General features: G+C 61.6%; 28 protein-coding genes and 3 pseudogenes. 7 read left to right on the top strand and 24 right to left on the bottom strand.

The genetic code is table 11. The features are described 5' to 3' along the window. The first annotated feature begins 79 nt into the window (after positions 1-79). Positions 80-834, top strand: a pseudogene (locus EO133_RS04410) (IS5 family transposase). Between the two features lie 250 nt (positions 835-1,084). Here EO133_RS04410 and EO133_RS04405 read toward each other — a convergent pair. The 7 genes and pseudogenes from EO133_RS04405 to EO133_RS04375 form a co-directional block, all read right to left on the bottom strand. Beyond that, entirely contained in the window at positions 1,085-1,822 is a 738-nt protein-coding gene (locus tag EO133_RS04405; RefSeq protein WP_127071463.1) for a cytochrome c biogenesis CcdA family protein, read from the bottom strand. A gap of 83 nt (positions 1,823-1,905) precedes the next feature. Next, positions 1,906-2,607 (bottom strand): L,D-transpeptidase, encoded by a 702-nt coding sequence (locus EO133_RS04400; RefSeq protein WP_127071462.1) that lies wholly within the window; start codon positions 2,605-2,607, stop codon positions 1,906-1,908. A gap of 749 nt (positions 2,608-3,356) precedes the next feature. Continuing rightward, positions 3,357-3,485, bottom strand: a pseudogene (locus tag EO133_RS04395) (DUF3363 domain-containing protein); the annotation flags it as partial. Next, positions 3,475-4,884 carry a ParB/RepB/Spo0J family partition protein gene (locus EO133_RS04390; protein WP_188681930.1) on the bottom strand — a complete coding sequence of 470 codons (1,410 nt, stop codon included), beginning with the start codon at positions 4,882-4,884 and terminating at the stop codon, positions 3,475-3,477. The pseudogene EO133_RS04395 and the gene EO133_RS04390, both read right to left, overlap by 11 nt. A 127-nt stretch (positions 4,885-5,011) precedes the next feature. Further along, the gene (locus EO133_RS04385) at positions 5,012-5,350 is read right to left on the bottom strand and encodes a hypothetical protein (protein WP_127071460.1); all 339 of its coding nucleotides are present in this window, start codon (positions 5,348-5,350) and stop codon (positions 5,012-5,014) included. Further along, entirely contained in the window at positions 5,347-6,309 is a 963-nt protein-coding gene (locus EO133_RS04380; RefSeq protein WP_127071459.1) for an ArdC family protein, read from the bottom strand. Before EO133_RS04380 ends, EO133_RS04385 begins: the two co-directional genes overlap by 4 nt. A gap of 382 nt (positions 6,310-6,691) precedes the next feature. Continuing rightward, a complete protein-coding gene (locus EO133_RS04375) occupies positions 6,692-7,303 on the bottom strand; it encodes a LysE/ArgO family amino acid transporter (protein WP_127071458.1) in 612 nt (203 codons plus the stop codon). A 92-nt stretch (positions 7,304-7,395) separates the two neighbouring features. Here EO133_RS04375 and EO133_RS04370 point away from each other — a divergent pair, with 92 nt between their 5' ends. After that, positions 7,396-8,292 carry a LysR family transcriptional regulator ArgP gene (locus tag EO133_RS04370; RefSeq protein ID WP_127071457.1) on the top strand — a complete coding sequence of 299 codons (897 nt, stop codon included), beginning with the start codon at positions 7,396-7,398 and terminating at the stop codon, positions 8,290-8,292. 128 nt (positions 8,293-8,420) lie between these two features. Here the strand turns inward: EO133_RS04370 and EO133_RS04365 are convergent, their stop codons facing one another. From EO133_RS04365 to traA, 6 genes are all read right to left on the bottom strand, one after another. Continuing rightward, entirely contained in the window at positions 8,421-8,624 is a 204-nt protein-coding gene (locus EO133_RS04365; RefSeq protein ID WP_244640905.1) for a hypothetical protein, read from the bottom strand. A gap of 75 nt (positions 8,625-8,699) precedes the next feature. Continuing rightward, positions 8,700-9,068: a thermonuclease family protein gene (locus EO133_RS04360; RefSeq protein WP_127071455.1), complete on the bottom strand. Its 369-nt coding sequence runs from the start codon at positions 9,066-9,068 to the stop codon at positions 8,700-8,702. Further along, the gene (locus EO133_RS04355; protein ID WP_127071454.1) at positions 9,065-9,700 is read right to left on the bottom strand and encodes a lysozyme family protein; all 636 of its coding nucleotides are present in this window, start codon (positions 9,698-9,700) and stop codon (positions 9,065-9,067) included. The genes EO133_RS04360 and EO133_RS04355 overlap by 4 nt, the downstream gene beginning before the upstream one ends. A 13-nt stretch (positions 9,701-9,713) precedes the next feature. Next, the gene (locus EO133_RS04350) at positions 9,714-10,895 is read right to left on the bottom strand and encodes a conjugal transfer protein TraB (protein ID WP_244640906.1); all 1,182 of its coding nucleotides are present in this window, start codon (positions 10,893-10,895) and stop codon (positions 9,714-9,716) included. Further along, the gene (gene traF, locus EO133_RS04345) at positions 10,858-11,391 is read right to left on the bottom strand and encodes a conjugative transfer signal peptidase TraF (protein WP_127071452.1); all 534 of its coding nucleotides are present in this window, start codon (positions 11,389-11,391) and stop codon (positions 10,858-10,860) included. Before traF ends, EO133_RS04350 begins: the two co-directional genes overlap by 38 nt. Next, positions 11,388-15,455 carry a Ti-type conjugative transfer relaxase TraA gene (gene traA, locus EO133_RS04340; protein ID WP_127071451.1) on the bottom strand — a complete coding sequence of 1,356 codons (4,068 nt, stop codon included), beginning with the start codon at positions 15,453-15,455 and terminating at the stop codon, positions 11,388-11,390. Before traA ends, traF begins: the two co-directional genes overlap by 4 nt. A 239-nt stretch (positions 15,456-15,694) precedes the next feature. Between traA and EO133_RS04335 the strand changes: the two genes are divergently transcribed. The 4 genes from EO133_RS04335 to EO133_RS04320 are packed head-to-tail and all read left to right on the top strand — an operon-like array spanning position 15,695 to position 18,262. After that, positions 15,695-15,919, top strand: coding sequence for a TraC family protein (locus EO133_RS04335; protein WP_164734886.1), 225 nt, complete (start codon positions 15,695-15,697; stop codon positions 15,917-15,919). Between the two features lie 22 nt (positions 15,920-15,941). After that, entirely contained in the window at positions 15,942-16,154 is a 213-nt protein-coding gene (locus EO133_RS04330; RefSeq protein WP_127071449.1) for a conjugal transfer protein TraD, read from the top strand. Further along, entirely contained in the window at positions 16,144-18,078 is a 1,935-nt protein-coding gene (gene traG, locus EO133_RS04325; protein ID WP_127071448.1) for a Ti-type conjugative transfer system protein TraG, read from the top strand. Before EO133_RS04330 ends, traG begins: the two co-directional genes overlap by 11 nt. Before the next feature lie 4 nt (positions 18,079-18,082). After that, positions 18,083-18,262, top strand: coding sequence for a hypothetical protein (locus EO133_RS04320; protein WP_127071447.1), 180 nt, complete (start codon positions 18,083-18,085; stop codon positions 18,260-18,262). A 159-nt stretch (positions 18,263-18,421) separates the two neighbouring features. On the opposite strand, the gene EO133_RS20160 is transcribed toward EO133_RS04320, so the two are convergent. The 7 genes from EO133_RS20160 to EO133_RS04290 form a co-directional block, all read right to left on the bottom strand. Then, positions 18,422-18,580, bottom strand: a complete 159-nt coding sequence (locus tag EO133_RS20160) for a hypothetical protein (RefSeq protein ID WP_164734885.1) — start codon at positions 18,578-18,580, stop codon at positions 18,422-18,424. A 423-nt stretch (positions 18,581-19,003) separates the two neighbouring features. Further along, on the bottom strand, positions 19,004-19,582 hold the full coding sequence (locus EO133_RS04315) for a hypothetical protein (RefSeq protein WP_127071446.1): 579 nt from the start codon (positions 19,580-19,582) through the stop codon (positions 19,004-19,006). Next, a complete protein-coding gene (locus EO133_RS04310) occupies positions 19,557-20,543 on the bottom strand; it encodes a Fic/DOC family protein (RefSeq protein WP_127071445.1) in 987 nt (328 codons plus the stop codon). Before EO133_RS04310 ends, EO133_RS04315 begins: the two co-directional genes overlap by 26 nt. Then, positions 20,543-20,758 (bottom strand): antitoxin VbhA family protein, encoded by a 216-nt coding sequence (locus EO133_RS04305; protein ID WP_127071444.1) that lies wholly within the window; start codon positions 20,756-20,758, stop codon positions 20,543-20,545. The genes EO133_RS04310 and EO133_RS04305 overlap by 1 nt, the downstream gene beginning before the upstream one ends. Positions 20,759-20,856: 98 nt before the next feature. Continuing rightward, positions 20,857-21,069, bottom strand: coding sequence for a hypothetical protein (locus EO133_RS04300; RefSeq protein WP_127071443.1), 213 nt, complete (start codon positions 21,067-21,069; stop codon positions 20,857-20,859). 93 nt (positions 21,070-21,162) lie between these two features. Then, complete coding sequence (locus EO133_RS20675; protein ID WP_280516143.1) at positions 21,163-21,285, bottom strand: hypothetical protein; 123 nt, start codon at positions 21,283-21,285, stop codon at positions 21,163-21,165. A gap of 133 nt (positions 21,286-21,418) precedes the next feature. Next, positions 21,419-21,703 carry a hypothetical protein gene (locus tag EO133_RS04290; protein WP_244640907.1) on the bottom strand — a complete coding sequence of 95 codons (285 nt, stop codon included), beginning with the start codon at positions 21,701-21,703 and terminating at the stop codon, positions 21,419-21,421. Between the two features lie 311 nt (positions 21,704-22,014). Here EO133_RS04290 and EO133_RS04285 point away from each other — a divergent pair, with 311 nt between their 5' ends. Beyond that, positions 22,015-22,269 (top strand): WGR domain-containing protein, encoded by a 255-nt coding sequence (locus EO133_RS04285; RefSeq protein WP_127071442.1) that lies wholly within the window; start codon positions 22,015-22,017, stop codon positions 22,267-22,269. Positions 22,270-22,312: 43 nt separating this feature from the next. On the opposite strand, the gene EO133_RS04280 is transcribed toward EO133_RS04285, so the two are convergent. The 4 genes and pseudogenes from EO133_RS04280 to EO133_RS04260 form a co-directional block, all read right to left on the bottom strand. Beyond that, positions 22,313-22,624 carry a DUF736 domain-containing protein gene (locus tag EO133_RS04280; protein ID WP_127071441.1) on the bottom strand — a complete coding sequence of 104 codons (312 nt, stop codon included), beginning with the start codon at positions 22,622-22,624 and terminating at the stop codon, positions 22,313-22,315. Between the two features lie 688 nt (positions 22,625-23,312). Further along, positions 23,313-24,252, bottom strand: a pseudogene (locus EO133_RS04270) (hypothetical protein). Then, positions 24,252-25,178, bottom strand: a complete 927-nt coding sequence (locus EO133_RS04265; RefSeq protein WP_127071439.1) for an ArdC family protein — start codon at positions 25,176-25,178, stop codon at positions 24,252-24,254. The pseudogene EO133_RS04270 and the gene EO133_RS04265 overlap by 1 nt, the downstream one beginning before the upstream one ends. Before the next feature lie 320 nt (positions 25,179-25,498). Beyond that, on the bottom strand, positions 25,499-25,684 hold the full coding sequence (locus EO133_RS04260; protein WP_127071464.1) for a hypothetical protein: 186 nt from the start codon (positions 25,682-25,684) through the stop codon (positions 25,499-25,501). Between the last annotated feature and the right edge of the window lie 324 nt (positions 25,685-26,008).

Raw genomic sequence — 26,008 nt, 5'->3', positions numbered from 1 at the left:
TAGGGTCCAAACCCAATCAGCTTATTGAATAGATGCTGCAAATCAGATTCTTTGGCTTTGGATTGAGCTGGAGGCGTTGATGAGCAGACTGTTTTGGTTGAGCGATGAAGCATGGGCGGCCATTGAGCCGCACCTCCCTCAGAACCAACCTGGGGCGCGCCGGGTTAATGACCGGCGGGTGATTTCGGGAATTATACATATGCTCAAGTGCGGCGGGCGCTGGGTTGATTGCCCTGTCGAGTATGGCCCTGCGACAACCGTTTATAATCGCTGGAACCGCTGGAGCCGTCGCGGCATCTGGGCACGCATCCTGGCCGCGTTAACCGAACAGGGCTGGATAGCCGAAACAGCCCAGATCGACAGCAGCTATATCAAGGCCCATCGCTGTGCAGGCGGGGGAAAAGGGGGGCGAAAGCCAATGCCATTGGCATCTCGCGTGGTGGCCGGACCACCAAGGTCCACGCGCTCGTCGATGTTCTGGGAAGGCCGCTCCGCCTCATCCTGACGCCCGGCAACGCCTCGGACATGACGGGTGCCGATCTGCTCATCACTCATACGATGGGCATGAAGCGGCTCATCGCTGACCGGGGATATGATGCCAATCGACTTCGGACCACTCTGCGCAGCCAGAACACTATCCCCGTGATCCCTGGCCGCAAGAACCGCAAGCGCATAATCCGTTACGATGAGAAGCGCTACAAGGACCGCTGGCGTGTCGAAGCCACGTTCTGCCGCCTCAAGGATTTCCGCCGTGTCGCAACACGATACGACAAACTCGCCCGGAATTACCTTTCCGCTGTCATGCTCGCGGCCGCAGTCGCATATTGGCTATGATTGAGTCTCGACCCTAGAAAACTATTCGCTAAAGACGCACTATCAAAGAAGAACGTGTGTGTACGAAGGATTTCGAAGCTTCGTTGAAAAGTCCGAAACTGATGCCCGTTTTGCGCCCTAGACCAGGTTGAAAAGCCCGTCACACAATATGGCTCTCCATTACGCTGAGTACCCATCATTTGGATAGCTGATCAGATCCAAGGCCAATGGCGGCTGTGGTCAGCGCATGCTTTAGCACTACAGCTATCTCTCAGCCGATCTGTCCTAAGGCGGGGAAAGTTATCAGGAGCCAGATGGCGAAGCGGGTGAGTTGCCCTGTCATCATGGCAATTCCCATCACGATCATGATCACGCCTGCCAGAATACGTAGGTAACGGCCGGCCCATCGCAGTGTCGGAAGCCCAGAAAGGAAACGGTGCATAAATAGGGCGGCAAGAATGAACGGGACGCCCAGCCCCAATGAGTAGACGAACAATAGCACTACCCCGGTGCCGACGGTCGCATTCGAGGCCGACAGCATGAGAACCGAACCGAGTACAGGTCCGATACATGGGGTCCAGCCAAAGGCGAATGCCAACCCAAGCAAGTAGCTCGTCCATGGACCAGCGACGTGGGGTCGTGGGTGGAAACGCATTTCGCGGTCGAACCATGGAATCGGCACCAACCCGGTCGTTACCACGCCAAAAATGATAACGACTGCGCCGCCGATGAGATTCGCCTCATAGAGATAAGAGCGAAAGATGGCCCCCATGGCAGTCGCGGTCGCTCCCAGCAAGACGAAGATCGTCGTGAACCCCAGGACGAAATACAGGCTATTGATAAGCGTATGCCAGTTCGCACCCAAACGGTCATCCGCAGCAAATTCCCTGCGGGAGCCGCCTGCGACGAACGAGATGTAACCGGGAACCAGCGGCAAGACGCACGGCGAAAGGAATGATATCGTTCCTGCCGCAAATACTGTCACGATGCCGATAAGTGTAAAATCCAAAACTATCTACTCCTGAGCATCGGCAGTCTGGGCTTCGCGACCCTCATAAATTGTTTCGAGTCCGCTCCTGGCCGTCATATACATCACCCTTCGAATGTAACATCGCCTCCAAGGACAACAATCGGCGAGCCCCATTTAACCCTGTCGGCCAGATGGATCACATCGTGATGCAAGAGGCGGACACAACCGGACGACACCGCATGACCGATTGTCCAGGCTTCGCCTGTGCCATGGATACGGTAAAGCGTGTCGCGGTTACCCTGGTGAATATAGAGCGCCCGTGCCCCCAAGGGATTGTCGAGTCCCGGCGGCTGGCCGTTGCGCCACCTTTCAAGCTCGGGCTCACGTTCGATCATTTCGGCGGGAGGGGTCCAGACAGGCCATTCGCGTGAATAGGCGATGCGCCCGCGTCCCGACCATTCAAAGCCGGCTCGGCCCAATCCAGCACCGTAGCGCATTGCCATGCCGTTCTCTTCTACATGATAGAGATAGAAGTTGGCAGTATCGACGACGACTGTGCCCGGCTCTTCGATCGTTTGGTAGTGCACGCGCTGCCGGTAATATCTCTGATCGAGATAGCGCAGATCGACAGGAGGCACAGCGAACTGTTCATCTGGAAGGGCCGAGTACATCATGACTACCTCAGGTGAGATAGGAGGCGGCAGCGCTACCTGCTGTTGGGCGATATCGTTGCTGTATGGCGTGCAACCAGCGGCCCCTAATGCCAAGAGGCTCGACGTACCCACCAGAAAGTGGCGACGTGAAAGAGAAAAGGAATGTGCCATAGCATTGCGCTCCTAAGGCTCAGGCGGCATAGCGCTCCGGCCTTACCGCCCCAATCGTGGTGAAGAATTTAGGTAGGGTGCCGGGGCGTGAGGAGCCAAAGTCCGAAGCCCACAGCGATGCCTGGGATCAGGCGCGCGGAGGGGGGCCGTCGAGCGAGCGCAACCAAAAATAGTTGTGGCCAGGAGAGACAGGCAAGTCCCAGGATGAGCGCAGCCGAAGTCTTTCAGGCTCCTCAGTGCCGGAGAATTGAATGTCGTAATGACAGCCGGTCGCTGGCATCGCCGGCGTTGGCTTCGTTTGTTGGCTCTGAAGGCTTGAAGCAGCCGATGAGGACGCAATGGTTGCCACGACTTGGCCAGCGTCGGCCGAGATAGTGGCGCACGTGTAGTGGAGTGGCGCAGCAGCTTGGGCTACCGCAAACCCTACCGTTAGCATCCATATTGCCGCGGCCCTCAGAGCCCACAAAGTTAAGTGACGAACCATGCTACGTTGATGGGACTTCGATCGTGGCATGAACATGGCGGACTTTACCCACGATTTTGTGAAACCAAGCTAAAGCATCTGAGTGTTGTTCTTCTGCCACAATGGCCATCAGTATATATGAGTTTTCAACATGGCCTCCAAGCATAACGAAGTCTGGCCGGTTCCTCTTGTTTTTCCGATACCCAGTGGGCACAAATCGAGCCACTGCATTCGACCAACGTTCGCGGTAGGGGCTTGCGAACATGATCGCCGTGCGCTGAGCATCCTAGAGACCCAAACTTCTCTTTCGCTCAAAACTCCAATCGACTCCACCATCGGCGCGCACAAAGCCGGAGACGTGCTTGCCAAGATGCTGCTCGACCGATGGTGTCCAGGGCACGAGCTTAAAGCCCAGGCGCGAGAGCATCGCGCAGGGCGAGGGTGCGATGGGCGGTCAGCTCCATCACGAGGCGCTCGGGCAAAGGCTTGACCGCCTCGCCTTCATCGTCGTCATCCTCAGGCTGGGCGGGCTCGCCGCCGACTGTGATGACGGCGCGTGTCGTGGCACCGTTCCCCTCGTCGTCGCCGATATCGGTGTCGGGTTCCTCGGCGTCGGCGTCAACCGGCGCTTCATCCTCGGGGCGCACATACCCGCGATCGACGATCAGTTCGCCATCGCGGTCGAGGCCGAGAAAGACACCGGCAAGGGTAATGTCCGACGGCTCGAAGATGACCGGACGGTTCTCGAACGCTTCGAGCGCCGTCTCGATCTCGCCAAGGCGTTGGTCGATCTCGTCGGGAAGCTCGTCATGGTCCTCGTATTCGCCCTCGATCTTAGCGTACTCGTCGCGCAGACTTTCCCGCTCGGCACGCTCGTCCTCGGTGAGTTCGACCGTGGCGCGCGAGAGGGCGCGCAACCCATTGCTGTATCCGTAGGGAAGGTTGACGTCGACGGCGATCCACTTCCAGCCCTCGGCTGCGATCTCGTCGGCGACCGCCTTGAGCTTATCGGTGGTCAACCTGCCGAGCAGCGCCGGATCTTCGAGCCAGAAGCCGACCTGCTCGGAAAAAAGATCGCGCAGCACGCCGCCGCCAGCCTGCTCATAGGCTTGAGTTCCGACGAAAATGGCTCTCTTGTCGGAAGAAGGAACCGCAGCTTCGGTCAGCATTTGCCGAACCTGCCAAGGCTGACGATAGGTATGCTGGATAGCGTCCCAAACCTGCTCCTGGCGGTCGTGGTCTGGGTTAACGGTGAACGCCTCGAGCAGCTCGAGCGTCATTCCCCCATCTGCATAGACATCGAGCAACTTGGGGGAAACGCTCGTGAGGCGCAACCGCTGTTCGACGAACCGTTCGGTTGTGAAATAGGCGGCAGCAACCTCAGCCCGCGACATGTTCTGGTCGACCATGCTCTTGAATGCACGAAACTGATCGAGCGGATGGAGCCCGGCGCGCTGCACGTTCTCGGCAAGCGAGTCGTCCTCCTTGAGGATATTGGTGTCGGACTTGCGCACGACGCACGGCACCAGGCCGTCCTTGGGGAAGCGCTTGGCCTCGACCAGACGCTCGATCGCCCGATAGCGGCGGCCGCCGGCGGGTACTTCAAAACGTCCAGTTTCCTCGCCGTTCTCATCGAGAAGGGCACGGACATTGAGGCCCTGGATCAGATCCTCGCGGCGGTCGATGTCCTGGGTCAGCTCGTCCAGCCCGCTTTCTGGCCGGATCTGACGAACATTGGCCTCGCTGATGACCAGCTTATCGAACGGAATATCGCGCGAGCGCGAAAAGACAATCTTCTTGGGCGACTTCGCCATGTCGGTTTCTCCACGACGGGCGGCCGCAAAACTCTCTCGCGACCTCCAACCCGTCGCAAAAAACCGACCCTCCTCTCCCTCTACATTCCTGCGCGCTGCGCGATGCCGGTTCTGCTGACGACTATCTCTAGGCCGGGCGAGGCGGGCGCTGGGCATTGACGCGGTATTTCGCGCGTAGCGCCGCGATGGCGGCGTCCTGCCGCGCGATCCTCCGGCGCAGGCGGTCCAGCTCCGGCTGGGACGTATCGAGCAGGCGCTCGAGAATGCGCCGGTACTCGGCTTCGTCCGCTCCAGACCATCGGCTCATTCGCCGGTGATAGTACCGTGCCTTCGGGCGCCGCCGGATCGTCTCAGCTTCGGCGCGATTGCTGAGCGCGTGTTCGACGCGCATCAGGTTGCTGCGCGTGTAGGCGAGACGGACTTCCATACGGCCGAGCGCAGCACGCAAGCGGGCATGGGTCATCATGCGGCCCTCCTGTCATTCTGATCGGCGCGGCGGTCGCGGCTCCCCTCATCTTCTGGCAGGAAGGACAGTATCCAGTCTGCCGCCTTGCTCGCCTGCGAGGCAGCGCGGACGATGGCGCGGTTGTCCTCGCGCAGAACATCCAGCCACTCGCCGATATAGTCGGCATGGCGCACGGTGGGCGTGATACCGAGCGAGGCACAGCAGAAGGCGGCGTTCATCTCCGCCACTAGCTCCTCGAAGGCGTATTTCTTCGAGCCGAAGCTGCCGGCGAGGTCGCGGCCGAGGCGTGAGCGGTGGCCGGTGGCGTGGCCCAGCTCGTGCAGGGCGGTTCGGTGCCAATTGATCGGCTCGTGATAGGCTTGCGGAGGCGGCACCTGCACATAGTCGAGCGCGGGAACATAGAACGCCTTGCCGCCGCCTATGCGGAAATCGACCCCGGTCGCGCAGATGAGGGCCTCGACCCTGGGCTCGACCAGGCCCTTGGGCGAGGGTGGCGCCTCGACGGCGATATCCTCGGGCAGACCCTCGCACTGCGCGGCGTTGAAGACGGTGAATCTCTTGAGGAAAGCAATCGCCTGGGCGTCCTCGCCGGTCTCGCGGGCGCGGCGCTTCTCGTCCTGTGGAGTGAAGCGGTCGGCATAGACGACGGTCGTGCCGCGTTCGCCCTTGCGCACATTGCCGCCAAGCGCGAGCGCCTGCCGGAAGGTCACCCAATGCTGGGTGGGAAAGCCGTGCTCGACAACGGCGCCCCAGAGGAAGAGGATGTTGATACCGGAATATTGCCGGCCGGTGGCGGCGTTGCTCGGCATGGCGAGCGCGGCCTTGGCGTGGGCGGTGCCCCAGGGCTGGACCCATGGCACACGGCCCGCCTCCAGCTCGGCTATGATCCTGTGGGTGATTTCATCGTATAGGTTCGCCCGGTCATTTCCGGCGTGGCGACTGTGACTGCTCCTGGCCATCGGGATGATCTCCGCGACGGGCCTCGGGAGCCTCTCTCCCGATCCTCAACCCGTCACGGAACACCACACCCGCCCTCTACCTCTAAGCGCGCCGGCGGACTATGCCGGAAACGGCGTGCAGAGCAGACATGGGCGAAACCATCTCTGCGCTGAGCGGAACGAGGAATAGTGCTTTGAGGATGGCCGGCAAAGGGCCGGGCGGGTCAGATTGTCGCACCCAGGACGGGTTGCGCCTCCCGGAACCTTGGTCCCGGCGCTTCCAGTACGCTTCCAGCGAGGAATTTTGACCTAATTTTCGGAGAGTGGAAGGTCCGAAAAAGCCCTTTAATTGCAAGGACTTGGAATGGTTGCGGGGGCAGGATTTGAACCTGCGACCTTCAGGTTATGAGCCGGTGATGAGCTTGAGGGCGATCGCCCACATCACTAACGCAATAACAACTTCCAGAATACGCCATGCCGCAGGTTGCGCGAAGATCGGTCGCAGCAGCGAAGCGCCGAAGCCCAAGGCGAAGAAAAACATAAACGATCCTGTGACTGCGCCAGCGGCAAAGGCAAATTGTTGCCCACCGAACTGGGTGGAAATTGAACCCAGCAGGACCACCGTGTCGAGGTAGACATGGGGGTTAAGCCACGTCAGCGCGAGGCACGTTAGAAGCGTCGGCAAAAGCGGCTTGGTGGCTTGGTCGCTCTCGACAGAAAGAGTGCTCGTGGAGCGCAAGGCGGACATCATGCTTCTTGCACCATACCAGGCCAGGAACGCCGCGCCCCCGATCCTCATCACCGGATCGACCCAGGGTAGCCAGGCCGCTATCCGCCCAAAGCTGGTAACGCCGATCACGATCAGCACAGCGTCAGAGACTGCACAAGTCAGACTGACAGCGAGCACATGCTCGCCTTTGAGCCCTTGTCGCAGGACGAAGGCATTTTGCGCACCAATAGCGACAATGAGGCTCAAGCCCATGCCGAGGCCGGTCAAGAAAATCGATGGGTTCATGGTGAAGGGTCATGCTTCATGCCCGTTGGCGTAAACGCCGAACTTGCATTAGACCAGTTAAAGTAGCTAACGCAGCATAAGGCTGGCTAATCATGCTTGATTACAATGCCGCCGCGGCCGTCGCGGCGATCGTGCGCACGGGCAGCTTCGAAAAGGCTGCGAAAGCCCTCAACGTTACGCCCTCCGCCATCTCGCAGCGCGTGAAGCAGCTTGAAGAACGTATGGGAGCGGTGCTGGTAGAACGAGGCATACCGTGCCGCGCCACCGACAAGGGGGCATGGCTGTGCCGGCACATGGAATTGGTCGGGCAGTTGGAGAACGAACTGGTCGCGCAAATACCCGAGCTTGGCGATGTTTCGAGCGGACCAGTAACTGTCGATGTGGCTGTGAACGCGGACAGCCTCGGAACCTGGTTCTTGCCGGCAATGGCGGGTTTCACCGGGCGTTCCAATGTGATGTTCAACATCGCCGTAGATGATCAGGATTACACGGTGGATTGGTTGAAGCGAGGCCGGGTTCTTGCCGCCGTCACGTCGATGCCGAAACCAGCGGCTGGCTGCACCGTTACGGCGCTAGGTCATCTGCGCTACGTCTCAACCGCCAGCCCAGAGTTCATGCACAGGTATTTCGCCGACGGGGTCACAGCCGAAGCCATGTCGCAAGCACCTGTGCTCACATTCAACAATAAGGACACCATGCAAGAGGATTGGCTCGTAGCCAATTTTGGATCAGACCCAACGCCGCCGACGCATTGGCTCCCGTCGACGCATGGATTTGTGGACGCTTGTATTCTTGGGATCGGCTGGAGCCTCAACCCGATAGATCTAGTTGCGGCCCATATCGCGGCTGGGCGTCTCGTTGAGCTAGTCCCCGGCGCAACCACGGATATCCCGCTCTACTGGCAAGTTAGTCGTTGGGCTCAGAACCAGTTTCCCGAGTTGACAAGGCGTGTCGTCGATACCGCAAAGAGCTCGCTTCTACAGCGCTAGAGTCAATGTCGGCTTTCAGGAACATTAACTCAGTCTGCGGATGACCGGAATGGCGTCGGAACCCGTCATTCACACTCGTCCGGGCAAACCGGAGATCAGTGCCTCCTGATTGGCAGTCGTCGTGTTCTCTACCCGGCTTGCGCCTGCCGCTCCTCTTCCACGATCCGCTCAACCACGGCCATATCCATCTCGACCTCTGGCGAAATCCGCGCCACCTCGGCCGCGACCTTGGCCCAATGCCAGAACCCGTCGCGATCACCACGAAACCGCGACCGTGCCGCGAGCCTTTGCGCCGTGTAATAGGCCTCCGTGCCGAACTGCTCGAGGAGCATCCTGGCATCCTCCTTCCAGGCCGCCCGGATTCGTGCCCGCCGCTCGATCCATCGCGAGATCGCGCCGATCATGGTTCAGCACCACGGCTCGCGGCGGCCGCTCCAGGTCCGCGCCAAGCCTTCGCTCACCAGCACGTCGCCGGCGTCAACCCCGTTGACGATCACGGCGGCCAGGGTGCGGCCATAGCGGTCGGTGCCCTGCCGATGGATTGTCACCTGCTGTCCCAGTAGAAGTTCGGCCAAACGGTTCTTGGACCGTTGCGCCAGGTCACTCTCATAGACGCACTGCCCGTCGATTTCGGGCGCGTCAATGTTGAAGATACGAATGGCTTCGGCCTCGCTGGTGAGGCCAAGCCGGATCGAATCGCCATCCCAAACCCGGACCTCGGCCGGTTCGCATGACAGGGTGCAAAGCAGGATGGACACGATGATGTGGCTGTTCATTGGTTCGACAGGTTCTCCTGATTATGGGCGCGAATGCCCGAAAGATCGATCCTGATCCCTGCGGAGTTGGGATCCTGATCGATGAATTGCGGTTCGGAAGGTCCGCCCTCGGGGCCGGGACCAGTGTTGGCCCCGACGCTCGCCTCAATCTCCACAGTCGAGCGGCCGGGTGCGGCAACGTCAACGGCACCTGGATCCTCGGCGTAAAAGATGCGCTCGCCCTCGAACCAGCCGGTGCGATAGGCATGGATCGCGTCATCAAAGGCTGGTTCGGCCGGACCGCCATACCATTGGGTGACAACGCGCAGCACCTTGCCGAAGAGCTCGGTGCCCATGCGCAGGTTTTCGCAATTGTCGAACAGCTCATAGCCGACCTCGGACGGATCGGTGATGCCGAAGCCGGCGGGATATTGGGTGAGGCCGACGCGCACGGTCGCCTGCCCAACCCATTCCCGGGTTGTGGCAATCGCCTGCTCGACGGTTTCCGGTTTTGGCACCAGGATCGTCCGGTTGCCCTGGGCAACATGGACGGTCAAATGATCGGCAGCGTTCATCTCGGAAACGAACTGCTGCACGATTTCGACCTCAAGCCGGGGGTCTGCGCAGAGCTGGATCAATTCGGGATCGATCATCGGACGGTCCTCGCTAGTGGTTGAAGGCCATGACCAGAGGCAGGCCGAAAAGAGAAGCCCAGGCTTCGGCGCTGGCTTTCTGGATGGCGACGATATTGGTCTCGCCAGTCCACCAGCCGTTGCCGGTCGCAACGATCGCCTCGGGGCCATAGAGCATCGATTGCAGGACCGGCCAGATGATGAGCTGTTCGTAACAGATCAATGGGGCAATCCGGACACCGGCAAACGCGACGGCCGGATTGGCGAAGAAATGCGCGTTGGCCCCGCCGCTCGTCCAGGGCTGCCACATCGAGACCGGGACGGGCATTCGCTCATGGTAGAGGATCCTCGAGCCCTCGGCTGAGACCTCGACCATGACGTTGTCGTAGCCTTCTCTGTCGATGACGATGGCGCCGCCATTGACGACGACATCGAGCCCGGCCAGCTCGCGGGTCCAAAGCCGCTCGGCGGTCGCGGTCCAGATTCCGAAAGCGCTCTCGGGCAAGACAACGGTTGTGCCCCCCTGCCCCGCGGCCCCTTTGACCATGCCGATCGTCGCCATGTGCTGGGCGTAATCGGCATATTGGCCGGCTTCGCTGAACTGGAAGCTGGTGTCGATCCCCACCCAGCCCTCAGGAGCTGACGGCGGTGTCCAGCTCGTGGCGGACCACGCAAACGCTCCGCCCATGACGAGCGTGGTGATCGTCCAATATCGCGTGGTCATGGCGAGAAGGCCGATCGCTGTCGCCGCCAGACCATACCATCCCGCGCCCGGAAACAAGACGCCGGCCGCCGTGATCGGACTGGCCCACCCGACGATGCCAAAGGGCGGCAGGCTCATGAGGATCGCGGCAATGGCATAGCGCAGCGGCCGATGCCATCCGGTTTTCGACGTCCAGAGACCGGCATGGACGATGACGAACATGAGCGAAGCCACAAGCCACAGGGCAAGACCCATGCTCATGTCGGACCCGAAGAAAATAGCTACGCCTTCGGGCAGGCCGCGCGAAGCGGCAAGGAAATGCGCCAGCGAAACGAGGCCGGCAACCGTCCGCGACGGGGCGAAGGCCCAAAGCGCTGGAAACAGGACGCCCGCCGCAAGGGCGAGCGTGTACCCGCTCCACCCGATAGAGCCGGTGAAAATGCCGCCCGCGATGAAAGCGACCGAAACCGCGACGCTACGGCGCGAAAGTGAGAACTTCCCGGGCGAGGCCAAGAACGCCCTCGGCCGGGATGGGTCCGAAATATCTCGAGTCATAGGAACCAACAAAATCTGAATGAAGGAACAAGACGCCCTCGCCTATCTGGCCGCCGGCATAGACCGGCATGGCGCGGCCTTCGGCATCGGCAGAAAGCACGCGCGAGAATGGCAGGGGTTCGCCATCGATGATGACCTGACCGTCGATCTCGACCGACTGGCCGGGCAGGGCGACAACCGTTTTGATGAGCGGACCGGTGCCCGAAGGGCAAAGCCCGCGCGGCAGGTAGCCGCGCTCAAGCGCCAGTTCGGCCGCCGTGTCGGCGGGCGGACAGATGAATATTCTGTCCCCTGCCCTCACCTCCCGGTCCAGCGGCTCGATGCGCCACAGGCCATAGGCGTAACTGGGCGTGAAATTCACCCGGTAGCCACCATAGGCGAACGCGGCCGCAAGCGCTCCCAGCATGATCGCCCCTGCTCCTAGCACCGCAAGGGCTGCCCGCCGTCCGCTCATCGCGTCATGCCCTGGTCGCGAGTTTGCGTCTGGGCGCGGGCTTCCTGACGGGCCTGCTTCTGTTCATGGGCGGCAATCTTCTGGCTGGCATGGAACAGCGGCCAGGCCGATGCCAGTTTGCCGCGATCCCCCTCGGCGACCTTTGCAGCGGCCGCCTCGAAGGCCGGGCCGCTAGGCTCCTTTGAGGTAAAGGCGCGCTTGCCGAACTTTTCCTCGAGCGTCTTGTTGAGCCGGTCGATCTCCCCCTTGGCCATTTTGTCGGCCAGGGCGTAGGCGAGCCCCGAATCGATGTCGTTGCGGTCGATCGCATCGCGCACGCGCTCAAGCACGTTGTTGCCGACGGCGGATATAGCTGGGACATCGATCCGCTGACGATCCCGCTCGCGCGAAAGCTCGACGGTGCGCAAATCGCCGATCTCGGCTCGCAATCGGACATAGTTGCCGATCTGGTCGCGCAACGCCGGTACATTGTTTATGGCGCGGTCGCGCTCGGCCCTGGCGGCGCTCGATGCGAACATGCCGGTCTTGCCGCGCAATGGCCCATAGGCTTCCGGATCGCGGGAGAGCTGATCCCTGATCGCCTCGGCAGCGGACTGGTCGCCCTGCAGCGCCTTCTCGAGCCCCATCGACGCCATCGCCTCCTGCGCCTTCTCATAGACGTTCTTCATGCGCTCCTGGATCTGCGACCAATGAATGGTGAGCTGTGCGTCCGATTGCATCTTTGCCTCCACGGATTGGGGAATCGAAAGGCGCCATGTCGCGCGGCCGCGCAACCAGGGCCGTGAGAGAGCAGGCGCCGCCTGCGGCGAAACGGACCGATCGCGGCCGAACCGTTCGACAAAGACAGCGAGCTTTCGGCTGGCGGCCGCCAGCCTCTCGCGTTGCCGGGCCAGCCAGCGGGTGTGATTGAGGGCCGCGGCCTTCATCACGCGCGCGCCCTTGAGGCCGCGCCGCGTGGCATAGGCGACGGCCTGGTCATAGAGCTTGGTGCCCACGAAATCGAGCGTCGTCGCCTTGCCGGCCGGCCGCGACATGCGCGCGACGAGCTGGCCGAACAGGGCCGATTTTTCCGGCTCCCGCTCGAAGCGTGTGGCGCGTTCCTCGACCGTTTCCAGCCGGGCGGCAGCCCACATATTGCGTTCGACGGTCCTGTCCTCGAACCGCACCTTGCCGGTGGCATTGTCGGTGACGGGCACTGTAACCGAAACGGTCTCGGTCCCGTCCCTGCGCAGCATCACCGTGTCGCCGACCTCGATCCCGGCCCCGGCAATGGCGGTAGGCAAGGCCACGCCCCAAAGCCGGTGCATTGTGCCGTCGGGGCTCTTCACATCGGCATAAGGGGTCGCCTTGGCCTCTGGATCATTGCCAAATGGTAGCTCGCCGGTCTCGACCAGTTCACCGGTGACGCCCTGGGTGTGGTCCACCCTGCCCCGCGATCCGAACAGCACATCGGCGCCAACGGACTTCAACGCCGGATCGCCGGCCTCCAGAACGCGGGCCGTCCAGACATTGCGCTCGGCAAGCCGCTCCTCGAACCGCTTCTCGCCGGTTTCTTCGTCGAGGACTGCGACCTTCACGGTCACGTCCTCGGTGCCGTTCCGGCGCAGCGTGATCGTGTCGCCGATCCTCGCATTGGCGTCGGCAACCGCATCGGGAAGGCTGACGCCCCACAGGCGATGCACGATCCCCGACGGGTCGCGCAAATCGACATAGGGGGTGGGCTTGACGTCCTCGCCTTCGCGGAATTGCGCCTGGCCGGCATCGATCATTTCGCCGGTGACGCCGGCAGCGTGATCGACGCGGATCGATCGGGCGAACTCGTCGGCACCCGCATAGAGCTGCACTTCGTCACGATGCCGGGTCAGCGCCACATAGGTCAGATGGCGGTCGAACATGGATGAGGCGAGCACCTTCACCTTGTCGATGGTGACGCCCTGGCTCTTGTGAATCGTGGTCGCGTAGCCGTGATCGATCTTATTGTAGATATGCTGCTCGATCTCGACGCGGCGCAGGCCCTGCCCACTACGTGGGTCCCCACTATGTGGGTCGCCGATCTGGGCGACGATCTTGCCGCGCTCGGCCGCGACCACACGACCGATCATGCCGTTCATCACGCCAAGCGAACCCTCGTTTTCGAGGAACACGATCTGGTCACCGGCGGCGAAGTGGCGAACGCCATTAGCCGTGCGGAAGGCGTGGCCTTCCTCGATCACGCCTTTGTCGCGCAAGCCTTCCCGGGCGAGCGCGTTGAGCGCCGCCACGTCCTTGCGCATGAAGGCCATCATGAGGGTGGTGCGATTCGGATCGTAATCGGCAACCCAATCGTCCACCATCGCGGCCAGGGCCTCGTCCTTGGTCGCCTTTTCGATGATATGACCATGATCCTGATAGGCGGCGAGGGCATCGCTGACATTGCCGCGCGCAAGCGCCATTGAGGCATCGCGCATCCACTGCTCGCGCTGCCTGTAGATCGTCGAGAGCTCGGCAAAACCGATCTGGTCGCTGAGCGCCCGGAACGCTCCGCCCGCCTCGATCGGCTGAAGCTGGTCGGCATCGCCGACAAGAACAATCTTGGCCCCGGCATGGGCTGCTGCCGATATGAAATCGGCCATCTGCCGCGACGACACCATGCCCGCTTCGTCCATGACGAAGACGGTCTTGTCGTCCAGGTGCAGTTTTCCGCGCTCCCATTGCAGCACCCATGAGGCGAGCGTGCGGCTCTCGATCCCGGCTTCCTTTTGCAACCCTTCGGCTGCCTTGCCGGCGAGCGCGCCGCCGACGACGCGATAACCAGACGCCTCCCATATCTCGCGGGCGGCTTTCATCATCGTGGTCTTGCCGGCCCCTGCCCGGCCGACGATCAGGGCAAGGCGTTCATTGCCGGTTGCAAGCTCGATAGCATTGCGCTGCTCATCGGAAAGCTGGCGATGATTGGCCAGAACCTCGTTGCGGATATGATCCGCAGCACCGAACCTTCCATGCGTCGAAAGGTGCGCTGCCTGCCGCGCCATCGTCTCTTCGATGCGGACCATTTCGCGGGTGGCGTATTGCGCCGGCTTGACCTCGCCGGTCTCGAAATCGACCCCCTCCCCGGCCAGCATCACCAGCTCGGGGCTCGCCATGATCCGCGCCAAAAGGTTCTGGAACTGCTGGCCGTCATCGATCCAGCGATGCAGATGTCTGGCGATATCGCGCTCGTCAAAGACGCTCTTTTCGCGCGATACGGCATCGATGACGATCTCGGGACGGCGGGCAATGCGCATGGCATTCTCACGCCGAAGATCCTCGTGCAGCGCCATACGATCAAGGTCGGCTTCTCGCCCCTCGGCCTGCGCTTCTTTGGCAATATTGCGCGTCCGGACACCGACCTTGCCTTGTGGGGTCAGCTCAATGCCTTGCTCGGCATAGGAGCGATGATCGACACGGGCATCAATGCCGTGTTTCGCCAGATGGTTATTCTGAACCTCGGCCCAGGCCGCGCGCATGTCGTTGAGCGTTGAACGATCTCCGGCCCATAGCCGGTACTGGATTTTGCCGTCCTTGCCGCGCTGCGGGGTTCCGTCCTTAGCGAGCACCGGAACCTTCTTTGCGCCAAAACCCTCTTCTGTGAGCGGGCGCAAGGTGGTCATGATGTGGACGTGCGGATTGACCTCGACATCGTGAAAGACCCAATCGGCGACCATGCCGCGGGCCAACATTTGCTGGCCAACAAAATCGCGCACCAGCTCAATGTTCTGCTCTTTGGTCAGCTCCTTTGGCAGCGCTAGGACGAACTCTTTCGAGAGTTGCGCGTCACGCCGCGCCTCGGAATGCTCGACCTTGTTCCAGAACGCCTCTGAAATCTCGGATGCGCTCCGATCCTCCATCATTGAGGATAGCCATTCGGGCGCATCTTCGGGCGCCATGAACTCCGCATGGGCGACGTGTCTTTTGTTCGAGAAGTCCGCTACGCGGCCCTCGCGCTCGAACTCCATCCGGGCCGCGTGCCGGTAGGCTGCCGCTGCTACGACACTGCGCCCATCTCCCCGGCTGATGATCTGGCTTTCAAAATGGTAGATCGCCATCAGCCCTCGCTCGGTGCGATAGCACCTACGAGATTGAGGGGGTGATTGGTCAAACGGGCCAAGCGATCCTCCGGGCACGTCGCGCAGCGACGTATAAGCGCGCCTTTGGACGCATTCTTCGAATGCAGGGACTATCTCCGGTCGCTTCGCGCCCGGCCACTTCGGAAAACCACAGTGGCATTTGGACGGCCGCTGGCCGACCTTGCTGTCTCCAAAATCGATCGGAAGGAAAAGATCTGATGGCGCCCAACCGCAAGTCGACAAAACGCATCAAGGACGAAATCGCCAAACTCGAACAACAGCTCAGGCAGGCTGAGGTCCGTGAGGCCGAACGGCTCGGGATGCTCGCCGTCAAAGCCGGATTGCACGAGGTCGACGCCAGCGAAAGTGCGATCATCGAGGCATTGCAGGAGGTGACGGCCCGGTTTCGGCAAACGCAGAAGCCAACCGCTCAAACGGCTTAAAGCAAAGATCATCCGCTCGACCATGGCACTGCAGCGGCAACGAACCGACGAACGCAAGCGCGATACCCGCGAGAAAATCCAACTCGGTGGACTGATCGCCAAGGCCGGCCTTCGCCACGAGGACAAGGCCGTTCTGCTGGGCCTCCTGGTCGAAGCTGCCGAAGCACTGAAAGACAATGAGACACGCGAACGCTTCCGGCGTCGCGGGAAGGCAATCTTCGAGGATGACCAATAAACGGCTCTTGCTGGCGAGCGCACCGGCACTGCTGATGATCGGGGCGTTCTTCGCCCTGCGCGGTAGCGAAGCATGGTTCGCTCAATTCGGATCTACCCCCGAAAGTTTCCAGACCTGGGGACGGGTCGGCCTGACCGTTCCATTTCTGACCGCCGCCCTCATCGGGCTGCTCTTTCTGTTCGGCTCGAAGGGCTCGTTGTTCATTCAATCCGTCGGCCAGGGCGTCCTCGCGGGCGCCCTGGTCCCTGCCCTGCTCGGTGCATGGTTTGAATATGGCCGGCTCGTTTTTGTCGGCATGCCGGCCGATGCGCCATTGACCTATCTCGACTATTTTTCGACCGGGGGCATGATCGCCTGCGCATTCGTTGCCCTCTTCGCGTTGCGGGTTGCAATTAAGGGAAACGCTGCCTTCGGCAACTCTGCACCGAGGCGGTTGAAGGGCAATCGCGCCATTCATGGCGACAGCAACTGGATGGACGATGCGACCGCCAAAAAACTCTTCCAGGCCTCCGGCGGCATCGTCGTCGGCGAAGCCTACAGGCCCGACAAGGATAGTGTCGCCGCCGTCAATTTCGACCCTCGACGCAAGGAAACATGGGGGCGTGGCGGGGCCGCGCCGCTCCTGTGTTTCGATGCCGGTTTCGGCTCGACCCACGGGCTGGTCTTCGCCGGGTCGGGAGGCTTTAAGACCACATCCGTCGTCATCCCGACTGCCCTCAAATTCAAGGGCTCGCTGATCGTCCTCGATCCCTCGACCGAAATTGCGCCGATGGTCAGCGAACATCGCGACCGCAACGGGCAAAAGGTCATGACGCTCGATCCCAGGACGCCGTATTTCGGGTTCAACGTGCTCGACTGGATCGGCCAGCACGGCAACAATCCCGAGGAAGATATCGCCTCGGTCGCCGCGTGGCTGATGAGCGAAAAGCCGCGCGTCACCTCCGGCTCCGACGACTTTTTCCGCACGATGGGCGAGCAGCTCATTACCGCGATCATTGCCGACGTGGTGCTGGGGGATAATCCCGAAGCGGATGAAAATCCCGATGGCACCACGACGCGCGAACGATCCTTGCGGATCGTTCGCAAGCGTCTGGCTGAACCCGAAGAAACGCTCAAGGCCAAGCTCGAAGAGCTGCATGAGCAAACCTCCTCCCGCTTCGTCAAGGAGGTCGTCGGCCCCTTTATCAACATGACACCGCAAACCTTCTCTGGCGTCTATGCGACCGCTGCCAAGGAAACCCACTGGTTGAGCTACGAGAACTATGCGGCGATCGTTTCGGGCAATTCGTTCAAGACCGACGACATCGCCGACGCGCGTTCGACCGTGTTCATCAACATCGACCTGTCCACCCTCGAAAATCACCCTGGGCTCGCCCGGGTGATTATCGGGGCGTTTCTCACGGCGATCTACAACCGCAATGGCGAGATGACCGAACGCGCCCTCTTCCTTCTCGATGAGGCCGCCCGCCTCGGCTATATGCGCATCATCGAGACGGCCCGCGATGCGGGCCGTAAGTATGGCATCACATTGCTGATGCTGTTCCAGTCCCTCGGACAGATGCGGGAGGCCTTCGGCGGCCGCGATGCGACCAGCAAATGGTTCGAAAGCGCCTCCTGGGTATCGTTCTCGGCCATCAACGATCCCGAGACCGCCGACTACATTTCCAAGCGCTGCGGCACCACAACCGTCGAGGTCGGCCAGGTCTCACGAACATCACGGGACATGGGATCGTCCCGCACGCGCTCGATGCAGCTCTCCCAACGGCCGCTGATCCTGCCCCATGAGGTGACACAGATGCGCGCTGACGAGCAGATCGTTCTGACCAGCGGCAACCCGCCGCTACGTTGCGGCCGCGCGGTCTATTTCCGGCGACCCGAGATGCTGCGGGTCGTCGGGCAAAACAGCTTTCAACCCAAGGAGTAGATGAATGCCGTTCAAGCTCATGATCGCAGGAGTTCTGTTTTTCGCAGTTCTCGCAGCCATTTCCGAATATGCCGCCACTTTTGCCCAAGGATGGCTCCTGGCCAGCATCATCATCGCCAAATGGACTTATACGGCCTTCATCGCCCTTTTCGTATTGATCCCGCTTGAGAAAGCCAAGCGATAAGCGGCAGCCGTTCCGCCCCCGTTTACCACAGGCTTCGGCCTTCTCTTCGGCGCTATGTGGGGAGCGCGTTCAGGCCTACGCCTGCTCCGCTTCGCTCCGCCCCGCCAAGGGCGGGGTGGAAAACGGGGACGGACCGGTGGTCCCTCATCTGGAGCCGCCCTAAACGGGCGGCTCAAATGCCACGTCAAGCGCGGCCTCTTCCTGGGCCAACTTTTCACGCGCAGCCTCCAGCTCGGCCGCGATCGCCGCACGCTCGCCGGCGTCGATGATCGTCGCCAACTCCGCCCGAAGCTCCTGAATATGATCGTAGGTCGTCATCGTTAATTCTCCTGTTTGAAAACAGGATCAACGGTCCGTGACCAGGTGGCCGGGTCCATGACGGCCGAAGGCCGCCTTCGGGGACCGGGGGAGCCGATTGTGTGCCGGCGCCAGCGGCGCCGGTGCACAATTGGGGGGACCGGTCATCATGGACGCGGACGGCTGGCCGCGGTTCAATGGACATATGTTGAGAGAGGCAATGCCACAGTGCTCGAGAAGGGCAAGGGGTGGGGTCTCGCCATGCTCGGCGCTCAAGCGCCTTTCGCGTGGCTGCGATCCCGGCTTGGCCGCCCTTGCCCTTCCCTGCGCGCTGCGGCCATGCTGATAGCATCGGGACGAGGGGCATCGCCCCTCGCCCCGCTCGGGGAAGTTCGATCCGCCTCCGGCGCGGATCGAACAAGGGGCAGGATGGCGTTTTGGAGGCTAGCGGACGGGTCCCCCACGGCTGACCGTCTGCGCGCGGTCCTGGGCACGCGCTTGCTTGATCCCCTTGTCGAGCTGGCTCAGCACGTCTCGCGCCGAAGCCAATACATTCGGGTCCAGGCCATGACGTTGAGCGAGCTGGTCGATGGCCTTGCCGGCACGAAGGGCGGCAAGATCCTCGCCGAACCGCCGGTCAAACGCGCCGGTGATTGAACGCAGTTCGCCGCGAAGCGTATCCGGCATCTGGTTGCCTCGCGATATGGCGTCGATCAGCTCTTGGCTGGGCCTTGGTATCACCGTGCCGGCGCGGTCAGCCAGGTCGGTGCGCTCGTGGGTCATCGTTTGCCTCAGAGCATGGACATGGCGAAGATAGGTGCCGGCCGCCGAAACCAGGCGATGCCCTGCCGATCCCGGTGCGCGGCCGGCGCCAAGCGTTTCGACAATGTTCCGGTCCCCTACCCTACCGTTTATCGCCGCGTGATCTATGACGTGCAGAACATCGCCCTCATTGCGACCAGCCTGACGGCTGGCGGCGGCCAGTGCCGCCCTCGCCTCAACGATATGGGGCGCGGCATCCATCCGGGTTCTGATTTCGGACGGGCCGATTTCGCGTGCGACATCGCGGGCGGGAACGAGAGGTCCTGGCGAAATGTCCGCGCCCCAGCTCTGAACGTGCAGTGAATCGGATGCGAGCGCCCGAATTTGGCGGAGGATCGGGAAGATCGACAATGCGGCCGATGATGATCGAACCGTCATCGGGTTGAACCATGAAATGCTGTCCAGCGGCGCCGGCAAAGCGGCCCTCATACTCCTGATGAGGCTCGGTCGTTGCCATGTAGATGCCGTCCCACGCCGTAACGTGGGGCGCTTGGACAGGTCGGAAACGCTCAATGGCGTCCTGTGCCGTCTCGAGCGCACGAACGCGCTCAGGATCGGCGATCTCTATGAACATTCGCCGCAACGGACCGAGATCGCCGCGTTCGTGTGCTGCGATGCTCGCCTGAACCATTCGTTCGGCGGAGATAACACCGAATTCGAGGGAATGTCCCGCCCGCTCGGCAAGAGCCGAAAAGAACTCGCGCTGCACTCGGCCATTGCCCTCGCGGAACGGATGGATCGCGTTGAGGCGCGCGAAAGCTGCGGCCGCCTCACGCGCGAAGGTTTCACGGTCCAGCCCACGAAGATAGTTCCGAGACTCAAGACCTGACATGAGGCTTTTCATGCCTCTGTCGATCTCGTTGCCAATCGCGAAATCCTTGCCGCCGATCTTGTGCATCGCCGGCATGGATGCCCGCGTACCGTCGGCAAAAATAAAGCTCTCGTGGCGGAAGCGACCGGCCCATTCATACACATCTTGAAACAGATGCTTATGCAGCGCCTGCAAATGGGCCGTGTCGAATGTCGGCTCCGGGCCATGCCCCTCGTAGAGCTCGATCAACCGCTGGGCGAGCTTAGGGTGCTCCCGTTGCTCGAGCTGGTCGTGGTTTGTGGCTCCGAGCTTGTTCTTTAAGGTCAGCCCGTCCGGTAGTGTGAATGACATCAACGCAATGCGAGTATCGCGTCGATCCTCGGACCGAGTTCATCAAACTCGATCTCACCAGCAATATAGGCGTCGAACACCGGCTGACAGTCCGGATTCGGGCGAAGGCCTTCCATCGCGTTCGAGCGGAATGCACGACGCACGATCCTGCGACGGCGCTCTTTCTCCGTTTCGGAGATCGGGGAAACAGGCTTCCTGGCGACTGCGACAGCCATTGTCAAAATCCTCGTAAATCTGCGAAATTCTTAGCACATTTCCTTGTCGAAGGCCAGTCTTCGGGGCCTGCGGCAACGGAACAATCCGGTGCTGACAGTCAGGTTTCTCCAGCCTCGATATCGAAGTCGACGATCCGCTGAATTTTCTCCTCCACCGTCAATCCGGCGGGCTGCATCTTCTCGACGTAAGCCTTGAGAACCAGATTCCGTTCTATTCCCTCGATGGCGTTGTTGGCGTGCATCTGCTCGACACGCCATGCAACGTCCTCAGGGTCGCTGGAGGCGAAGCGGGATACAGTCTTTGCGGCCATGATTGATCCTCGTAAATCCGCGATCTTCATAGCACATTTTGTTGACCACGGCCCAGTCCCGGCGACCCGAAGGCCGCAGGATGGGCCGGTCCGTCAGGACCGGCGCTCGGCGTTGGGAAATTCGTTGGCTATGACAGCGAAGAGGGTTTCATCGTCCTGACCGGGGTAGCGGTCGAGATTGGCGTAATGGCGCGAGTGGCCGGTGCTGATGGTCAACGTGTAGTATGGCTCTTCATGCCGGTTGAGGCGCTGCCAAATGCCGCCGATCTCGACACGGCGACTGCGCGGGCTCTTGGTGAAGAGCCGGACCTTGGGGGCTTTCTCGGTATGCTTTCAGCGGGATGCAACGTCACCGACAGGATCGATCATCAGGCGCTTCGCGCTCGTCCAGATAGCGCGAATGCAAGTGTGTAAGTTCGACGCCGTCCGCCACCCCGGCCCGGCGCAAAGCGACGATCAGTTCTTCGATTTCGTCCAGTGTCACATTGTCATCAGCAAGACGAGTAATCTGGTCCGCCCAATCATCCAGGCCGCTGCGCGAAACGCTGACCTTATGCTTACGGGCGAGTTCGCGTACCGCCTGTTCCGCGGCTCCCCGCCCAACGATTTCGGGTTCCTGGGTCATCGTTTGCATTTCTATCTCTTTGTTATACTGGACAAATTCGACTTGCCAAACGATGGCGTATCACCCGCTGCTGACATCATGATCTCTACTCCCATAGACTAGGAGACCCTCCGCGCTTGCGATGACCTAGTCCACCCCACCTTTGAAGATGGATAAACACATGTCTCGGCCAGATGAGGAACACGAAAACCCGTTCAGTTTCGATACGTCGGAGCCAACAGTTTGGATCATGCGTCCCATCACCACAATGAATCGCTCCAAGTCAGCCGATTCAAAACTGTCATTGGACGACGAACCCTACCAGCGCGATTGTGTCCGCCATGATCGCACAGCACTTCCGCCTCTATATCGAACGCAGGGACAGGGACCGAAACTTGGCCCGGTTCTACGCCTTGTCGATTGAGCGCACACTATTCTGCCAGGCCTGTCTCATCCGCCGCTGGGGACGGATCGGAACGCGCGGGCAGACGGTACAACACTCTTTCGACGATGAAATGAAGGCGGTCGACCTCTTCCTCAAACTGCTTCGCACCAAAAGGATGCGGGGCTATCGACCGGGATCTCTCGCTCGATAAGTCAAAGCGACCCCGCTTCTGAGCGGGGCCGCCGCCGTACCGGTCAGTCCCGGTTCGGCCGGGACCAGATCAGCTGCAGGCCATCTTCGCCCTCCACCTCGATCAGGGTGGCGTAGATCGGGGCGGGGAAGCTCGGATCGTCCAGCTTGACCGACAAGTAGTCGCGGCCTTCGTTGGAGGTCTTCTGCCAGGCGGCTCCGAGCTCGACATTGGCGCCCGCGAAGATGCGGAAGTGCGGGCCCTTGTCGGAGGGGTTCTCGACGCGGACCAGCTTGGCCTTAACGTTGAGGTTGAGGGTCTTGATGGCGCCGGTAAAGCCGTTGCCCGTGGAGGTGAAGGTGCCGATAGTAGCCATGTGTCTCATTCCTGTGTTTCTCGGGCCGCGCCCATCGCGACCTCGATGACGGTCGACAGACCGGGGGCGATCGACCTGCACCCCGAAGGGGCTGGAACGAGAGTGGAAGGCGGCCGGGGGAGACTTTCTTGGATACCGCGAGGAATGGCGGCGCAGCCGGCAGGGGAAGAAAGTCGCCAAGGCCGTTGCCGGGACAAGATCGAGAGCCCGCGCAGCGGGATCGGCGTTCGGTCAGACCCGTCACATCGAGGACGCAGATGGACCCGGCTCTCGCGAAAACGCGAATGATGACCAGCGAGACATCTCGGTCCCAATCAGACCAAAGGCAGGGATTTGCGCCCGTCGGCGCCCGAGCTCAGCGCCGTCATGCAGCCGGCATCCGTGAAACCGGACAACGCGTGCGACAACATCACGAGGTGTTCACCTGCGGATGATGCGGTGCAGGTGCATGGCATAGACGCTGACGGCCTTCCAATAGGCGGCCATCGGAGCCTTGTTGCTTCGCCAGCTTGACTCGGCACGCCCACGCGCGTCGTGGGCAAGCTCACGGAGAAGCTGGGCCAGGTTTTGCCGAACCGGATCCGGCAAGTCTCGGATGCGTTGTGCGGTCGGCAGGCGAAGGAGAGGATTGCGAACCTCGGGACGCGTGGACCGCGGATTGCTTTCCGAAAATGGCGAGGGAACAGAACTAGACACCGCACATGCCCTCGCACTCGTTCACCCAGAGGTCGAGCTGGCCATGGTCGGCCGCTGTCGACAAATCGACTTCATCCAAGGGAATGCCGGAGCGATGCAGAAAGATCTCGCCACGAATACCACGAACGCCTGTTCGTATCGCCCGGTCCACCTCGACAGCATCTGCCCCATGCTTCCGCATCATTGTCTCGCATGGATCGCCAAAGGCTGTCGGAGTGAAATGGGCATCCGATGCAGGCGCTTTTCGGCGGATCGGGATAGTCGTGCCGTCGGAGCCAGGCGAGGCAGTCCCGCCTGCTCATGCGCATTTCGATCAGCGGGAAGCGCTTGACCTGCCATGCTTCGAAGCTGAGCTTTGCGCGAACAATCTCATCTGTCGAGATGCCGATCCAGGACTCCACGACCGGGAAGGAAGGAGAGCGCTTGCGTGTCAGGCCCGCGAGTTCGCGCACCTTTCGACGGATTGGCACGATCTTGAACTCGGTCGTGCACTGGCGGCGGATCATGCCGATGGAAACTGTTTCGGATGTCGTTCGGCGCGTGGCGACCTCGACCAGCTCGCCCTCCTTGTCTTCGTCGAGGACGGGAACCTCCGCACCGGCCGGTGTCACGGTCTTGGCGAAGGCCGGGATTGAAGCCCAACGATTGCCCTGCCCTGCATTGATAAGCTGTTCGCGGATGTTACCTGCCGAGACGATGTGAACCGGGAACGGCAGGACGTTGGGCGACATCAGCCATTCCAGATGATCGTAGACGGCGCGAGGCTCCCAGCCAGTGTCCGCAAAGATTGCGCAATCGAGCGGCCCGAATTGACCATGCGCGGCCATCAGGGCGAGCGTGGTCGATTGGACGCCTGCGCCCAGGCTGAGGACGCGAAGGCGGATCGAGGAGGGCTGGGTGCCCTCCCCTTGTGCAACAGGAGCGTGCAGCATCAGGCCGCCCTCCCCAATTCTTCCGCCTGCGGCTGGAGGTCGTGGAGGTAATTGACCGCGCGCTGCGCATGGGCCGCGGCCTGGAAGATTGCGCGCTTGTCCGAGCCAAGAACCTGCGCCCAACTCTGGACATAGGCGGCGTGATCGGGCCTCGGCTCAAGCTCGGGAACGATGTCGAGGTCCGCGCACAGCATGGCGGCACCGAGTTCCACGAGCAATTCTTCGCGCGCGCGGTCTGTGGCGTCCTTATGGTAGCGGCTGAGATCCCTGTTCAGCCGGTGGGGAGCGGCTGTCCAATGCAGGGTTTCGTGCGCTCTGATGGCGACAAAAGAAGCGGCATCCCGGAAGAATTCCGGCGACGGCAGTTGCACATGGTCGGACGAAGGCGCGTAATAAGCCTTGTCTCCGCCATAGCGAACGACCGCTCCGGTGTTGTCGAAGAAGCGGTCGGCATGCTCGATGCGCTGGACAGGATCGGCGACGGGCTCAGGCGCCGCATAATAATGTGCGGGCAGACCCTCGATCTGGTCGGCACAAAAGACCGTGTACGCCTTGAGGAACGGGATGCCCCGCTCGACTTCATCGCCCTGCGCGTCAACCTCGGTGCGCGTGAAGCGGCTGGCATAGACGACAGTCGTGCCCGTTTCGCCCTTGCGGACGTGACCGCCAAGCTCGACGGATTGCTTGAACGTCATCCAGATCGGCGACATGAAACCCTGGGCCACCGTTTCCGACCACAAAAGCAGCGTATTGATGCCCTGGTAGGGCAGGCCGTTGTGGCGTAGCGGGCGCGTGATGCGGCCCGTTCCGTTGCCCACACTCCATGGCTTCACCCACGGGCGCACGCCCTTATCCAGGTCCGCGACGATACGGTCGGTGATCTTCGCGTAAAGATCGACGCGGGACTGCTTGTCTTTCCTGCTCATTTTCATGAACCTCCATTCTGGAGGCCGCGCCGATCGCGGCCCCGTCACGACGATCCGTCAGCCGGGGGAATCAGGAGGCGGGCGCACCCGTTACGGGCCGGAACGTCAGTGAAGGACGGCGAAGCCGTTGCGCGCGACACCGGACCCGGCAGGAGCGTCGTCCGGGACGGGGGCGTGGAGCGGCAGAACCCACAAACTGTCTCTCATCGGTTCGATACGCATTCGAAGGCGCGGCCATGAGGGGGGCATTGGCGGGCGCCGGGGCGCTCCGCCTGGCGCGGCGTGCAGCAGATGCCGGCTGCATCAAGGGCGAGGCCGGTTCAGTGAACCGACCGCGCACCGGCGAAAGGATCGTACTCGAAGAGTGGCGTGACTTCGGCGTCTTCGATCTCGTCGGCCGGCAGGACGCCGTATTCGTCGTCGGACTTGAAGAGGATGACGGTGGTCATCAGGGTGCGGGCGAGGTTCCAGGCGTGCTTCTGGGCGAGTTCCAGGTTGTGCGACATCTGAGGGCTCCATCGTTGGAGCGGGCCAATCCCGCTCGATGGCTCCTCAAAGGTCCGGCACCCGGGCGCGATCACCGCAGAGGCGAAGCCGGCGCGGCCGCACGCTTTGCGTAGCGGACCCTTCATGGGTTGATCGTGGAAGATCCGGGGCCGGACCAGGACGCCATCGCATGAGAGCGGGATTGGAGCGCCTCGGGACATGGAGCCCCCTATGCGCGCCACTGGAGACGCAGAGACACTTGCATCGAGACCTGCTTACCAGCGCCCCGCTCTGCTGCGCATCAGGAGCGCCAATTGGAGAACCGGATCCGTCGCGGGAGACGC

The sequence above is a fragment of the Pelagibacterium lentulum genome (assembly GCF_003992625.1).
In the GTDB taxonomy this organism is placed as follows: Bacteria; Pseudomonadota; Alphaproteobacteria; order Rhizobiales; family Devosiaceae; genus Pelagibacterium; species Pelagibacterium lentulum.
Note: the sequence above shows the minus strand (reverse complement) of the source record. Positions and strands in the feature narration are given on the sequence as shown.

Bases quoted from the DNA above. Each gene is read 5' to 3' on its own strand.
- EO133_RS04305 (WP_127071444.1), bottom strand. From the start codon at position 20,758: ATGGCTGTCGCAGTCGCCAGGAAGCCTGTTTCCCCGATCTCCGAAACG.
- EO133_RS04285 (WP_127071442.1), top strand. From the start codon at position 22,015: ATGATCGCACAGCACTTCCGCCTCTATATCGAACGCAGGGACAGGGAC.
- traA (WP_127071451.1), bottom strand. From the start codon at position 15,455: ATGGCGATCTACCATTTTGAAAGCCAGATCATCAGCCGGGGAGATGGG.
- EO133_RS04365 (WP_244640905.1), bottom strand. From the start codon at position 8,624: ATGCTCCTCGAGCAGTTCGGCACGGAGGCCTATTACACGGCGCAAAGG.
- EO133_RS04390 (WP_188681930.1), bottom strand. From the start codon at position 4,884: ATGGCGAAGTCGCCCAAGAAGATTGTCTTTTCGCGCTCGCGCGATATT.
- EO133_RS04355 (WP_127071454.1), bottom strand. From the start codon at position 9,700: ATGATCGATCCCGAATTGATCCAGCTCTGCGCAGACCCCCGGCTTGAG.
- EO133_RS04375 (WP_127071458.1), bottom strand. From the start codon at position 7,303: ATGAACCCATCGATTTTCTTGACCGGCCTCGGCATGGGCTTGAGCCTC.
- EO133_RS04380 (WP_127071459.1), bottom strand. From the start codon at position 6,309: ATGGCCAGGAGCAGTCACAGTCGCCACGCCGGAAATGACCGGGCGAAC.
- EO133_RS04290 (WP_244640907.1), bottom strand. From the start codon at position 21,703: ATGCAAACGATGACCCAGGAACCCGAAATCGTTGGGCGGGGAGCCGCG.
- EO133_RS04360 (WP_127071455.1), bottom strand. From the start codon at position 9,068: ATGAACAGCCACATCATCGTGTCCATCCTGCTTTGCACCCTGTCATGC.
- traG (WP_127071448.1), top strand. From the start codon at position 16,144: ATGACCAATAAACGGCTCTTGCTGGCGAGCGCACCGGCACTGCTGATG.
- EO133_RS04315 (WP_127071446.1), bottom strand. From the start codon at position 19,582: ATGGATGCCGCGCCCCATATCGTTGAGGCGAGGGCGGCACTGGCCGCC.
- EO133_RS04280 (WP_127071441.1), bottom strand. From the start codon at position 22,624: ATGGCTACTATCGGCACCTTCACCTCCACGGGCAACGGCTTTACCGGC.
- EO133_RS04335 (WP_164734886.1), top strand. From the start codon at position 15,695: ATGGCGCCCAACCGCAAGTCGACAAAACGCATCAAGGACGAAATCGCC.
- EO133_RS04300 (WP_127071443.1), bottom strand. From the start codon at position 21,069: ATGGCCGCAAAGACTGTATCCCGCTTCGCCTCCAGCGACCCTGAGGAC.
- EO133_RS04370 (WP_127071457.1), top strand. From the start codon at position 7,396: ATGCTTGATTACAATGCCGCCGCGGCCGTCGCGGCGATCGTGCGCACG.
- EO133_RS04260 (WP_127071464.1), bottom strand. From the start codon at position 25,684: ATGTCGCACAACCTGGAACTCGCCCAGAAGCACGCCTGGAACCTCGCC.
- EO133_RS04320 (WP_127071447.1), top strand. From the start codon at position 18,083: ATGCCGTTCAAGCTCATGATCGCAGGAGTTCTGTTTTTCGCAGTTCTC.
- EO133_RS04265 (WP_127071439.1), bottom strand. From the start codon at position 25,178: ATGAGCAGGAAAGACAAGCAGTCCCGCGTCGATCTTTACGCGAAGATC.
- EO133_RS04400 (WP_127071462.1), bottom strand. From the start codon at position 2,607: ATGGCACATTCCTTTTCTCTTTCACGTCGCCACTTTCTGGTGGGTACG.
- traF (WP_127071452.1), bottom strand. From the start codon at position 11,391: ATGAGCGGACGGCGGGCAGCCCTTGCGGTGCTAGGAGCAGGGGCGATC.
- EO133_RS04330 (WP_127071449.1), top strand. From the start codon at position 15,942: ATGGCACTGCAGCGGCAACGAACCGACGAACGCAAGCGCGATACCCGC.
- EO133_RS20160 (WP_164734885.1), bottom strand. From the start codon at position 18,580: ATGACGACCTACGATCATATTCAGGAGCTTCGGGCGGAGTTGGCGACG.
- EO133_RS04310 (WP_127071445.1), bottom strand. From the start codon at position 20,543: ATGTCATTCACACTACCGGACGGGCTGACCTTAAAGAACAAGCTCGGA.
- EO133_RS04385 (WP_127071460.1), bottom strand. From the start codon at position 5,350: ATGATGACCCATGCCCGCTTGCGTGCTGCGCTCGGCCGTATGGAAGTC.